Here is a 12,361-nt window from a genome sequence, read left to right on the forward strand (position 1 = left end):
TCCAAACATGCCGGCCGCGGACAGGCGGGCCGATTTTGCGAAACGGATATCGGACATCAGGCCCACACCACCAGTTTCAGCGTGACTGCGACAATGATGACCATGGCGATGGACAGCGGAAGGAACACCTTCCAGCCCAGTCGCATCAGCTGGTCGTAGCGATAGCGTGGCACGAAGGCCTTTACCATGGCGAACATGAAGAACACCATCGACGCCTTGAGGACGAACCAGATGATGCCCGGGACCCAGTTCAGGAACCAGACGTCGACCGGGGGCAGCCAGCCGCCGAGGAACAGGATCGTCGTCAGCGCGCACATCAGGCAGATGGCGGCATATTCGCCGAGCATGAACATCATGTAGGGGGTGGAGCCGTATTCGACCATGAAGCCGGCGACCAGTTCCGATTCCGCTTCGACCAGGTCGAAAGGCGGACGGTTGGTCTCGGCCAGCGCCGAAATGAAGAAGACAATGAACATCGGAAACAGCGGCAGCCAGTACCAGTCGAGGAAGGAGCCCGGCAGGCCCATCATCGTGCCGAGGCCGTCGCGCTGCGAATTAACGATGTCGGTGAGATTGAGCGATCCGACGCAGAGCAGGACGGTGACGATGACGAAGCCGATCGAGACTTCGTAGGACACCATCTGTGCAGCCGAGCGCAGGGCCGAGAGGAACGGATATTTCGAGTTCGATGCCCAGCCGCCCATGATGACGCCGTAGACTTCGAGCGAAGAGATCGCCAGAACATAGAGGATGCCGACATTGATGTTCGCCATCACCCAGTTTTCATTGAGCGGCACGACGGCCCAGGCGGCAAGCGCCAGCGTGACCGAGACCAGCGGCGCCAGCAGGAACAGGCCCTTGTTAGCGCCCGCCGGGATGACCGGCTCCTTGAAGACGAATTTCAAAAGGTCGGCGAAGGACTGGAAAAGCCCCCAGGGACCCACCACATTCGGTCCACGGCGCAGTTGGACCGCCGCCCAGACCTTGCGGTCGGCGAGCAGAACATAGGCGATGAAAATCAGGAGCGCGACCAGAAGCAGCAGCGACTGGCCGATCATGATGGCCGTTGGCCAGACATAGGTCGAAACGAAAGCGTCCATTGTGTCTTATTCCCTCGCGCTCATTCCGCCGCAGCTTTGAAATTGTTGCGCGCCAGAGCCGAACATTCGGCCATGACGGCAGAGGCGCGTGCTATCGGGTTCGTCAAATAGAAGTCTTTGACCGGAGACGCAAACACCGAATGTGCCATCTCACCGGCTTTTTGCCCAAGTGCGGCGATTTCACCGCCCAGGGCCGGTGCAATCGTATCGATCTCGGCGAAATGCGGGTGGGCCGCATAGAGTTTGCGGCGCAATTCACCAAGCGAATCAAACGGCAGCCTCTTGCCGAGCACATCTGAAAGCGCCCGGAGGATCGCCCAGTCCTCGCGTGCATCGCCCGGCGCGAAGCCGGCCCTGTTGCCCATCTGCACGCGGCCTTCGGTATTGACCCAGATGCCGGATTTCTCCGCATAGGTGGCGCCTGGCAGGATGACGTCGGCGCCGTGCGCGCCCTCGTCCCCGTGCGAGCCGATATAGACGGTGAAGCCAGCGGTCTTGCCGGAGAAATCCATCTCGTCGGCGCCGAGCAGGAAGAGCACATCCGTGCCCGTCAGCATCTCGGCCGCCGTCTTGCCCCCCTCGCCCGGCACGAAGCCGAGATCGAGCCCGCCAACGCGAGCGGCGGCGGTATGAAGGACGGCAAAACCGTTCCAATCGACCGTCACGGCGCCAACCGCACCAGCAAGCTTGGCGGCAGCGGCCAGAACCGAAGCGCCATTGCCGCCGGAAATCGCGCCCTGGCCGATGAGGATCATCGGACGCTCGGCCTTCTTCAGCACGCTGAGGAACTTGCCCTTGCCCGCGACCAGTTCGGCCAGCGTGTCGGTGCCCGCGCCGAGATAGTCATAGGAATAGCGAAGCTCTGTCTGTTCGCCGATCACGCCGATCGGGAAATCAGCCGTGCGGAACCGCTTGCGGATACGGGCATTGAGCACCGAGGCTTCGAAGCGCGGATTGGCGCCGATGATCAGGAGCGCATCAGCGCTTTCGATGCCCTGGATCGTCGGGTTGAAGAGATAGCTCGAACGGCCAAGCGAGGGATCCAGCGCCGCGCCATCCTGGCGACAATCGATGTTCGTCGAACCGAGCGAGGACATCAGTTCCTTCAGCGCATACATTTCCTCGACCGAGGAAAGATCACCGGCGATCGCGCCGATCCGGTCCGAGCTCGTCTTGGCAACGGCGGCCTTGATGGCGGCAAAGGCCTCGTTCCAGCCGGCGGGCTGCAACCGTCCATCGCGTTTCACATAGGGGCGATCGAGCCGCTGGGTCTTCAGTCCGTCCCAGATGTAGCGGGTCTTGTCGGAAATCCACTCCTCGTTGATCTCCTCATTGACGCGCGGCATGATGCGCATCACTTCGCGGCCGCGAGTATCGACGCGGATCGCCGAGCCGACGGCGTCCATGACATCGATCGATTCGGTCTTGCCGAGTTCCCAGGGACGAGCCTGGAAGGCATAGGGCTTGGAGGTCAGCGCGCCGACGGGGCAGAGATCGACGACATTGCCCTGAAGCTCCGACGTCATCGCCTGCTCGAGATAGGTGGTGATTTCGGCATCCTCGCCGCGGCCGATCAGGCCGAGTTCGGCGATGCCGGCGACTTCGGTGGTGAAGCGGACGCAGCGCGTGCAATGGATGCAACGGTTCATCACGGTCTTGACCAGCGGGCCGATATATTTGTCCTCGACGGCGCGCTTGTTCTCGTTATAGCGCGTCGAATCGACCCCGAAGGCCATGGCCTGGTCTTGAAGATCGCATTCGCCGCCCTGGTCGCAGATCGGGCAATCGAGCGGATGGTTGATCAGGAGGAATTCCATCACGCCTTCACGGGCCTTCTTGACCATCGGCGTGGTCGTGAAGACTTCCGGCGTCTCGCCGTTCGGGCCGGGGCGCAGGTCGCGCACGCCCATGGCGCAGGAGGCCGTCGGCTTGGGCGGTCCGCCCTTTACCTCGATCAGACACATGCGGCAGTTTCCGGCGACGGAAAGCCGCTCGTGAAAACAGAAGCGCGGAACCTCGGCGCCGGCTTCCTCGCACGCCTGCAGCAGCGTGAAATGATCCGGGACCTCGATCTCTTTTCCGTCGACTTTCAGCTTTGCCATCTCAGCACTCAATCCTGTCCTTCGTTCGCCGGCGCAAGCGGCAAACAGATATTATAAGGCACGCTCATCTCGTCGGACGAAGACCGCGGTCCACGCCCGAAACTCGTTCTCAGCCCTTTGCCAGGGCCCTTGCCTGCTCAGCCCAGCCATCGCGCTCGATGCGTCCGGAAAGCCCCAGTTGCTCATCGAAACGACGCATCTCCGCTTCGCTCCACGCCGCGATATCGGCATAGCGCCGGATACCGAGGCCATTCAGCACCTGCTGCAGCTTCGGACCGATGCCCGAAATCCGCTTCAGGTCGTCCGCTGGCACCTCAACCACCCGGACCGCTGCCTTCAACCGCTTCACCCCGGTTTTCGCCGGAGATCGCGCCGACGTCCTGGCCAAGCTTGCCGCCGGTGCCCGAGCCGCCTCTTGCGGCGCCGTCACGGGCTTCGGGGCATGACCTTCACCAGCCATACCGGCCTTCAACGCCGTCTCGGCCAGTCCCTGCATCGCCCCGAATATCAGGCCGGCCATATGGCTGGTGATACCGACGCCGATCGCACCTGCCGTCGCCATTGCCGCCACCGGATGCCGCATCAGCGGATGCACCGGCATGTCCTTCATCCATCCGGCCATGCCGAAAGGATCGGAGCCGTATCCGGACGCAGCCGCGGCATCGGCGGATGCCGTCGGGGCATCCTTTGCCACGTGCTGGTTCGGCCCGGCCATGCCGCGTTACTCCGCCGCCTGCAGCACCGCGCCGTGCGACGAGGCGTTGCGGGTATATTCGTCGATACGCTGTTCCATTTCCGGCCGGAAATTGCGGATCAGGCCCTGGATCGGCCAGGCCGCGGCGTCGCCGAGCGCGCAGATCGTATGGCCTTCCACCTGCTTGCTGACATCGAACAGCATGTCGATCTCGCGCTTCTGGGCGCGGCCCTGGACCATGCGCTCCATGACGCGCATCATCCAGCCCGTGCCTTCCCGGCACGGCGTGCACTGGCCGCAGCTCTCATGCTTGTAGAATGCCGCCAGGCGCCAGATCGCCTTGATGATATCGGTCGATTTGTCCATGACGATCACCGCGGCGGTGCCGAAGGAGGATTTCACGTCACGCATGCCGTCGAAATCCATCGGCGCGTCGATGATGTCCTCACCCTTGACCACCGGGCAGGACGAGCCGCCCGGAATGACCGCCAGAAGATTGTCCCAGCCGCCGCGAACACCGCCACAATGGCGCTCGATCAGTTCGCGGAAGGGAATCCCCATCGCGTCCTCGACCGTGCAGGGCTTGTTGACATGACCGGAGACCATGAACAGCTTGGTGCCGACATTGTTCGGGCGGCCGATTGCCGAGAACCAGCCGGCGCCACGGCGCAGGATGGTCGGCGCCACCGCGATCGATTCCACATTGTTGACCGTCGTCGGGCAGCCGTAGAGGCCCATATTGGCCGGGAAAGGGGGTTTAAGGCGCGGCTGGCCCTTCTTGCCCTCGAGGCTTTCGAGAAGTGCCGTCTCCTCGCCGCAGATATAGGCGCCGGCGCCGTGATGGACATAGATGTCCATGTCCCAGCCAAGCTTGTTGTTGATGCCGAGAAGACCGGCGTCATAACATTCGTCGATCGCCGCCTGCAGCGCCTCGCGTTCGCGGATATATTCGCCGCGCACATAGATATAGGCGACATGCGCGCCCATCGCGAAGCTGGCAATCACGCAGCCCTCGATCAGCGTATGCGGATCGTGGCGCATGATGTCGCGGTCCTTGCAGGTACCGGGCTCGGATTCGTCGGCATTGACGACGAGATAATGCGGTCGGCCATCGCTTTCCTTGGGCATGAAGGACCATTTGAGGCCGGTCGGGAAGCCGGCGCCGCCCCGTCCGCGAAGGCCGGAAGCCTTCATCTCGTTGATAATCCAGTCGCGGCCCTTTTCGAGCATCTGCTTGGTGCCGTCCCAATGCCCGCGGCTCATCGCGCCTTTCAGCGACTTGTCGTGAATGCCGTAGATATTGGTAAAAATGCGGTCTTTGTCGTCAAGCATGGTTCACCTGTCTATCGCGGCTTCTTGCCGAAAACTCTGATATATTCGGCTTCGCCACCCCTGGCCAGCGCGTCTGCCTGTCTTGCCCAGTCGTCGCGCTCGATGCGGCCCTTGAAATTCAGGTAGCCGTCCACCCATTCGCGTTCGGTGCTCGTCCAGCCGGCGACCTGCGCGAAGGTGAAAATGCCGAGTTCATGCAGCGTGCCTTCGATCTTGGGACCGACGCCGGAAATCATCTTGAGGTCGTCCGGCGTCGCCGGCTTTTCGATGCCGGCCGGACGGTTTGCATCCGCGAGGGTAGGCTTTGCCGCGCGTTGCGGTTTTCCGGCCGCTGCCTTGGATGCGCCGGCTTCCGGGCGCCCTTCGACGGCTGCGGGCTTTTCGGCCGGGCCGCCTTCCATCTTCGTCGCATCGCCGGCCCGCCTGGTATTGGCCGCCGCCTCGCCCTTGGCGTTTGCCGGCGTCTTCAGCTTCGGATCGGTTTCCTCCGCATCGGTCCTTGCCCGGCCGGCATTGGAGGGCGGCACGCTGACGGCGGTGTCGGCATCGGCTCTGCGAGCGCGAGGCGTCGCGGGCTTCTTTTCGGGCGCCAGCAGCGTCGTCGGACCGTCGACCGGAGCCGAGAAGATGCGATCGATCTGCGGACCGGGCGTCACGTCGGCACCCTTGCCCGCTTCGAAACGGTCGATGATATAATCCAGCTGCGGAACCGTCAGATCCTCATAGGTGTCCTTGAAGATCATCACCATCGGTGCGTTGACGCAGGCGCCCTGACATTCGACCTCTTCCCAGGACAGCGTGCCGGAGGCGTTTGGCGTCAGCGGATTGGTATGAATGCGCTTCTTGCAGAGATCGATGAGCGCCTCGGCACCGCGCAGCATGCAGGGCGTCGTGCCGCAAACCTGCACATGGGCGCGCGTGCCCACGGGCTTCAACTGAAACTGCGTATAGAAGGTCGCCACTTCGAGCGCGCGGATATAGGGCATGCCGAGCATGTCGGCCACGCTCTCGATCGCCGCCTTGGTGACCCAGCCGTCCTGTTCCTGCGCCCGCATCAACAGCGGAATGACCGCCGATTGCTCGCGGCCCTTCGGATATTTCTTGATGGTGGCCTTGGCCCAAACCGCATTGTCCCTGTTGAAGGCAAAGCTTGCCGGCTGGACATTTTCCTCGGCTAATCGACGAACGGACATTCTTCCCGCACCCTATCAGTTAATCGAGCCGCACCGCGATTTTGTCAGCGAGACAAATTCGCAGGCATAGGCCGACTGGTCTTTTTGCAAAAATACGACGTAACGCGTGCCGTTCAGCACCGCCGTCCTGATTTCGTAGCCCTGCGACAGGAGCTTGCCCATGCCGCTGCCCGACGAACTGCTGGTGCCCAGGACGTCCTGCTCCGGCGCGGCTTCCTGCGCCAGCGCCGGGGCACCCGCCATCAGCACCGCGCAAAGGGAAAGGACAACGCCGCGCATCAGCGATCCACCTCGCCGAAGACGATATCGAGCGAGCCGAGAATGGCCGATACATCGGCCAGCTGGTGCCCGCGACAGATATAGTCCATCGCCTGGAGATGGGCATAGCCCGGGGCGCGAATCTTGCAGCGATAGGGCTTGTTGGTGCCGTCCGAGACCAGGTAGACGCCGAACTCGCCCTTCGGCGCCTCGACTGCCGCATAGACCTCGCCCTCGGGCACATGATAGCCTTCGGTATAGAGCTTGAAGTGGTGGATCAGCGCTTCCATGGAGCGTTTCATCTCACCGCGCTTGGGCGGCACGATCTTGCCGTCGAAGGACGAAACCGGACCGATCTTGGCCTTGCCAAGAAGTTGATCGACGCACTGGCGCATGATCTTCGCCGATTCGCGCATCTCGATCATGCGGATCAGATAGCGGTCGTAGCAATCGCCGTTCTTGCCGATCGGAATATCGAAATCCATGTCGGCGTAGCACTCATAGGGCTGCGACTTGCGCAAGTCCCAGGCGGCGCCCGATCCACGCACCATGACGCCGGAAAAGCCCCAGGCCCAGGCCTCGTCCAGCGTCACCACGCCGATATCGACATTGCGCTGCTTGAAGATGCGGTTTTCGGTCAGGAGCTCGTCGATATCATCGACGGTCTTCAGGAACGGATCGATCCATTTGCCGATGTCTTCCACCAACTGATGCGGCAGGTCCTGGTGGACGCCGCCCGGCCGAAAATAGGCCGAATGCATGCGCGCGCCCGAGGCCCGCTCGTAAAACACCATCAGCTTTTCGCGTTCCTCGAAACCCCAGAGCGGCGGCGTCAGCGCGCCGACGTCCATGGCCTGCGTCGTGACGTTCAAAAGATGCGACAGGATACGGCCGATCTCCGAATAGAGAACGCGGATCAACTGGCCGCGGATCGGCACTTCCGTCTTCGTCAGCCTTTCGACGGCCAGCGCAAAGGCATGTTCCTGGTTCATCGGCGCGACATAATCGAGCCGGTCGAAATAGGGCACCGCCTGCAGATAGGTCTTGGTCTCGATCAGCTTTTCGGTGCCGCGATGCAGGAGACCGATATGCGGATCGACGCGCTCGACGATTTCCCCGTCAAGTTCCAGGACCAGACGCAGAACGCCATGCGCCGCCGGATGCTGCGGTCCGAAATTGATGTTGAAATTGCGGACGTTATGTTCGTTCATTGCAGCTTGCTCCAAACCGGACAGGCCCGCATACGTACGAGCCCTCGGCCGTCATTGTCACTTCGCGTTTGCTTTTTCGTCGCCCGGCAGGACATACTCCGTTCCTTCCCAGGGCGACATGAAGTCGAAGTTTCGGAATTCCTGCTTCAGCACTACCGGTTCATAGATCACGCGCTTGGCTTCGTCGTCGTAGCGAACCTCGACAAATCCGGTGGTGGGGAAGTCCTTGCGCAACGGATAGCCTTCGAAACCGTAGTCCGTCAGGATGCGGCGCAGATCCGGATGGCCGGTGAACAGGATGCCGTACATGTCGTAGGCCTCCCGCTCGAACCAGTCGGCGCCCGGATAGACGGCGCAGGCGGACGGGACCGGCTGATCCTCGCCGGTGACGACCTTGACCCGGATACGCAGGTTCTGCTTCGGCGACAGCAAATGGTAGACGACATCGAAACGTTCGGCACGCTGTGGCCAGTCCACGCCGCAAATATCGATGAAACTGATGAAGCCGCAGCGCGGATCGTCACGCAGGAAAGTCAGAAGCGCGATCAGATTGTCAGCGGTCGAGGTCAGCGTCAGCTCGCCATGCGTGACGGCGGCATCGGCGATCAACGTACCGCGCGTCTCGCGCAGATAGGTCAGAAGTCCGTTCAGGGCTTCGCTCATTGTCAGGTCCCCTGCCCTTACCGTTCGATCGTACCGGTGCGACGGATTTTCTTCTGCAGCAGGAGCACCCCATAAAGGAGCGCTTCTGCCGTGGGAGGACAGCCCGGCACATAGATATCGACCGGCACGACGCGGTCGCAGCCGCGCACCACCGAATAGGAATAGTGATAATATCCGCCGCCATTGGCGCAGGAGCCCATCGAGATGACGTAGCGCGGCTCGGGCATCTGGTCATAGACCTTGCGCAGCGCCGGCGCCATCTTGTTGGTCAGCGTGCCGGCGACGATCATCACGTCGGACTGGCGCGGAGAGGCACGCGGCGCAAAGCCGAACCGCTCGGCATCATAGCGCGGCATCGACATCTGCATCATCTCGACGGCGCAGCAGGCAAGACCGAAGGTCATCCACATCAGCGAGCCGGTGCGCGCCCATGTGATGAGTTCGTCCGTCGAGGTGACAAGAAAACCCTTGTCGGCGAGTTCATTGTTGATCTCGCCAAAGAACTTGTCGTTGCTGCCGATCGGCTTGCCGGTGGAGGGATCGATGATCCCCTTCGGCGCCTGGGATACGGCCGGCATATTGGTTGCTACTCCCATTCGAGCGCTCCCTTTTTCCATTCATAGATGAAGCCGATGGTCAGCACTCCGAGGAATGCCATCATCGACCAGAAACCGAACCAGCCCATCTCCTTGAACGAGACGGCCCAGGGAAACAGGAAGGCCACTTCGAGATCGAAGATGATGAAGAGAATCGACACGAGATAGAATCGAATGTCGAATTTCATGCGGGCGTCGTCGAAGGCGTTGAAGCCGCATTCGTAGGCCGACAGCTTTTCATCGTCCGGCGCCTTGTAGGCAACGGCAAACGGCGCAATCAAAAGCGCCAGGCCGATGACCAGTGAAATACCGATGAAAATAGCGATCGGGATATAGGAGCCGAGAAGGTCTGTCATTCTATCCGTCCCTGCCTGCGAGGCGCACTTGAAAAAGCGCAAAAACAAAGGCTCACAGGCCGAAAAATATGTTGCAACGCCGATGTGGTTAGCGCAGCCAGCGTCGCTGTGCAAGCCTTGAGAAAGGTTTTCACCCCATCCTTGCCAGGAATGAAGAACGGCGCAAATCTAGCATCTCCGACAATCACGCGCAAATCGCGCCCGACCCTCGCCAACGCGACCCAATCGGCGCAGAACAGCCTTTTCCATTGACCCTGCGGACATATGGCCGCAGGGGCTAAATCGGTTGAAAAACGACAGGGAGTGGAAGCCTGTAGCGCGCTTTTCGCCCCGCCGGCCGGCAACAAGGCAAGGCAGGATTGCATGGCCCCTATTCGCAATTTGCACTGATGCGTCACCATGGCGGCGCTTTGTCGGCGCGTCGCGGATATCGGCGCAGTTCGATGCTGACAGGTAACGACGACAATCCGTCGCGCGCGCCACCAATGACGGCCGCTCAAAGAATCCGAGAGCGTATTGTCGACGACCGCAGCAGCGGCACCGAGACAAACGACGCGCACAAAGGCTTTAATTTTACTTCTGAAGAATTCCCTGCAACCAATTGCAAGATTGTGGAAAATGGCGCGAGTGACGGGGCTCGAACCCGCGACCTCCGGCGTGACAGGCCGGCACTCTAACCAACTGAGCTACACCCGCGCATTTTCCAAAAGAACCGCCTCGCGGCGCCTCTTTCCTGTGTCGAAGCGGCGTTGCGCCGTCCGATGAGCGGCTGATTAAGGGGTTCGATCGGGAGTGTCAAGCGCGTTGAAAAACAAAATCACGACAATCGGAAAATTCCAGACGCCATGTCGGGCGAAAGCCCGCTGCGCCGGGGTTTTGGTCCGCGATCTTTTTTCCACTGTCCACATGCCGGCAATGCCCGGTCGTTATTTCAAGGGCTTGCCCGGATTTATTGGAAGTCCGAATCCGCCTCGATACGCCGCCTCCGCACCCGCTACGGACGCGGCCTCTCGGGAAAGCCAGTCTCTGTTGCGGCGGCGTGCGTCACGCGAAACGGAAGGCCGGCAAAAAAATCGAAAAAACTTATGCAACGCTCTTGCAGTTTTTCGCCGTTACGAATAGATCACGGCCACCGACGCGGCGGACATGCTCTGCTTCGCGAAGGGCGATTAGCTCAGTTGGTAGAGCGCCTCGTTTACACCGAGGATGTCGGCGGTTCGAGTCCGTCATCGCCCACCATTCTCTCTTTCTCTGCAACTTTCATCCTTCCAGCTTGCCGCTGTCCTCATGGTCGCCTCGGTTGAGGATGTCACCTTGGACTGATGCCGCTCTGTCTCCGTGAAATACCGTCATCTGTAGCGTGGTTACACGGTGCGGGCTCTTGTCAGGATGCGGCGCAGTCGCCATGTCTGGCGACGGAACATCCCGATTCGACAAGACCGATCATGCCCGCTCGCCCGAGCGGCGAGAGAAACGGAGCAGCCATGAAAATCTCGATTCTTGCCCTGGCCATCGTGGCGGGCCTTGCCGGCTGCACCGCCATCCCGGAAATCGAGCCCATTCCCGGCAGCATAACCTATGGCGGCCGGCCGACGACGAGCCTGACCAAGGCGCCGCCCGGCAGCACGCTGCGCCACATGCTGAAGGATGAATATGGCCGCCCGGCCGAGGAAACCTATATTATCCAGCCCGACCGTTCGCTGCGGCTGGTGCGGCGCGAACAGCTCACGAATTCACGCTGACGGTCGTTGGCTGCAGCCACGCGGCGACGCGGCGGGAAGAGGCTAAACAGCCTCCCCTTCAGACATCTTCCTTCTTGCGCACGGGCGCCTTGCGCCTGGGTTCTTCGGGTGCGTCCGGCATATAGGGCGTCTCGCCCTTCGGGGTCGGTGCCAAAAGGTTCTTGAGGGCCGATAGCCTGTCTTTGAGCAACGGCCGGAAGCGCGTGGCGCGGTACGGCATGTCGGCGGCGCCATAGCCTTCGGGGCCGTCGTCATTGCCCCTGTGGATCTCCGCCAGCTTCACGCCGATGAACTCGCCGTCGATATAATGCTTGTAGGGACCGACCCAGCGAATGGTATAGATCTGGCCCTTGCGGATGCCCTGGTCGATCGAGACGTTCTTGAACCGATCGTCGATGCAGACGACCTTTTGTCCGACGTGAAAATTGTTCATCCGCGATATCCCATTCTTCAGGCCGAGGGCCTGGCCTTCGACGCGCCAAGAGCGTCGCGATCCTTCGGCAACGCTTCCGGCGCTTCAGGTCTTTGATTTTGCGTATCTCATTATCGCAAAACCGCTGCACATTTTTGCGCGACATGCTTTGGCCTGTCCATAGCGGCCTTTTGTGCCGATATGCAATCGGCAAGGCAGGCCGGGGTGTGTCGTTATCGCCTTCCCCGCCTCGATACCGCGTCAATCGCCCTGATACTGGCTGTCGGAGACCGGCTCCAGCCAATCGGCGGCGCGGCCGTCGAGCGCTTCCTGGATGGCGACATGGGTCATGGCGGTCGTTATCCCAGCCCCGTGCCAGTGCTTTTCGCCGGGCGCGAACCAGACCGCGTCGCCCGCCCTGATCTCGCGCAGCGGCCCGCCCCAGCTTTGGGCAAGACCGCAGCCGGAGATGACGAACAGGGTCTGGCCAAGCGGATGGGTATGCCAGTGCGTGCGCGCGCCGGGCTCGAACGTCACCGAAACGCTCCTGACCCGGGAGGGATCGGGGGCGTCGTGGATCGGGTCCAGCCGCACGGCGCCGGTGAAATAGTCCGGCGACGGACGGGCCGAAGGTTGGCTTCCGCAGGCCTTGATCTCCATGGGGATGGCTCCTTCCTGATATCCGGATAAACCCGGCACTGG

13 protein-coding genes and 2 tRNA genes are annotated in these 12,361 nt (G+C 61.5%); 2 read left to right on the forward strand and 13 right to left on the reverse strand.

Annotated features, from left to right (window positions below; translation table 11 throughout):
- Window positions 1-56 precede the first annotated feature (56 nt).
- From nuoH to ASD31_RS08390, 11 genes are all read right to left on the reverse strand, one after another.
- Window positions 57-1,100 carry an NADH-quinone oxidoreductase subunit NuoH gene (nuoH, locus tag ASD31_RS08340; protein ID WP_056331810.1) on the reverse strand — a complete coding sequence of 348 codons (1,044 nt, stop codon included), beginning with the start codon at window positions 1,098-1,100 and terminating at the stop codon, window positions 57-59.
- A 20-nt stretch (window positions 1,101-1,120) separates the two neighbouring features.
- Window positions 1,121-3,202 (reverse strand): NADH-quinone oxidoreductase subunit NuoG, encoded by a 2,082-nt coding sequence (gene nuoG / locus ASD31_RS08345; RefSeq protein WP_056331812.1) that lies wholly within the window; start codon window positions 3,200-3,202, stop codon window positions 1,121-1,123.
- Between the two features lie 109 nt (window positions 3,203-3,311).
- A complete protein-coding gene (locus tag ASD31_RS08350) occupies window positions 3,312-3,917 on the reverse strand; it encodes a hypothetical protein (protein WP_082520485.1) in 606 nt (201 codons plus the stop codon).
- 6 nt (window positions 3,918-3,923) lie between these two features.
- On the reverse strand, window positions 3,924-5,228 hold the full coding sequence (gene nuoF / locus ASD31_RS08355; protein ID WP_056331814.1) for an NADH-quinone oxidoreductase subunit NuoF: 1,305 nt from the start codon (window positions 5,226-5,228) through the stop codon (window positions 3,924-3,926).
- An 11-nt stretch (window positions 5,229-5,239) separates the two neighbouring features.
- A complete protein-coding gene (locus tag ASD31_RS08360; RefSeq protein ID WP_056331815.1) occupies window positions 5,240-6,421 on the reverse strand; it encodes an NADH-quinone oxidoreductase subunit E in 1,182 nt (393 codons plus the stop codon).
- A 15-nt stretch (window positions 6,422-6,436) separates the two neighbouring features.
- Window positions 6,437-6,664 carry a hypothetical protein gene (locus tag ASD31_RS08365; RefSeq protein ID WP_082520523.1) on the reverse strand — a complete coding sequence of 76 codons (228 nt, stop codon included), beginning with the start codon at window positions 6,662-6,664 and terminating at the stop codon, window positions 6,437-6,439.
- Between the two features lie 35 nt (window positions 6,665-6,699).
- Window positions 6,700-7,890 carry an NADH-quinone oxidoreductase subunit D gene (locus tag ASD31_RS08370; RefSeq protein WP_056331819.1) on the reverse strand — a complete coding sequence of 397 codons (1,191 nt, stop codon included), beginning with the start codon at window positions 7,888-7,890 and terminating at the stop codon, window positions 6,700-6,702.
- A 57-nt stretch (window positions 7,891-7,947) separates the two neighbouring features.
- Entirely contained in the window at window positions 7,948-8,553 is a 606-nt protein-coding gene (locus ASD31_RS08375) for an NADH-quinone oxidoreductase subunit C (RefSeq protein ID WP_056331821.1), read from the reverse strand.
- 17 nt (window positions 8,554-8,570) lie between these two features.
- Window positions 8,571-9,149, reverse strand: coding sequence for a NuoB/complex I 20 kDa subunit family protein (locus tag ASD31_RS08380; RefSeq protein ID WP_056331824.1), 579 nt, complete (start codon window positions 9,147-9,149; stop codon window positions 8,571-8,573).
- Entirely contained in the window at window positions 9,140-9,505 is a 366-nt protein-coding gene (locus ASD31_RS08385; RefSeq protein WP_056331826.1) for an NADH-quinone oxidoreductase subunit A, read from the reverse strand. Before ASD31_RS08385 ends, ASD31_RS08380 begins: the two co-directional genes overlap by 10 nt.
- Before the next feature lie 619 nt (window positions 9,506-10,124).
- Window positions 10,125-10,201: transfer RNA gene (locus tag ASD31_RS08390), tRNA-Asp, on the reverse strand.
- A gap of 467 nt (window positions 10,202-10,668) precedes the next feature.
- On the opposite strand from ASD31_RS08390, the gene ASD31_RS08395 reads away from it, so the two are divergent.
- Window positions 10,669-10,744: transfer RNA gene (locus tag ASD31_RS08395), tRNA-Val, on the forward strand.
- Window positions 10,745-10,989: 245 nt separating this feature from the next.
- Complete coding sequence (locus ASD31_RS08400; RefSeq protein WP_056331828.1) at window positions 10,990-11,247, forward strand: hypothetical protein; 258 nt, start codon at window positions 10,990-10,992, stop codon at window positions 11,245-11,247.
- A gap of 58 nt (window positions 11,248-11,305) precedes the next feature.
- Here the strand turns inward: ASD31_RS08400 and ASD31_RS08405 are convergent, their stop codons facing one another.
- Both ASD31_RS08405 and ASD31_RS08410 read right to left on the reverse strand, forming a co-directional pair.
- Window positions 11,306-11,680, reverse strand: coding sequence for a hypothetical protein (locus tag ASD31_RS08405; protein WP_056331830.1), 375 nt, complete (start codon window positions 11,678-11,680; stop codon window positions 11,306-11,308).
- Between the two features lie 240 nt (window positions 11,681-11,920).
- Window positions 11,921-12,319 carry a cupin domain-containing protein gene (locus ASD31_RS08410; RefSeq protein WP_056331832.1) on the reverse strand — a complete coding sequence of 133 codons (399 nt, stop codon included), beginning with the start codon at window positions 12,317-12,319 and terminating at the stop codon, window positions 11,921-11,923.
- Window positions 12,320-12,361 lie beyond the last annotated feature (42 nt).

This window comes from Rhizobium sp. Root482 (assembly GCF_001426565.1).
Taxonomy (GTDB): domain Bacteria; phylum Pseudomonadota; class Alphaproteobacteria; order Rhizobiales; family Rhizobiaceae; genus Pararhizobium.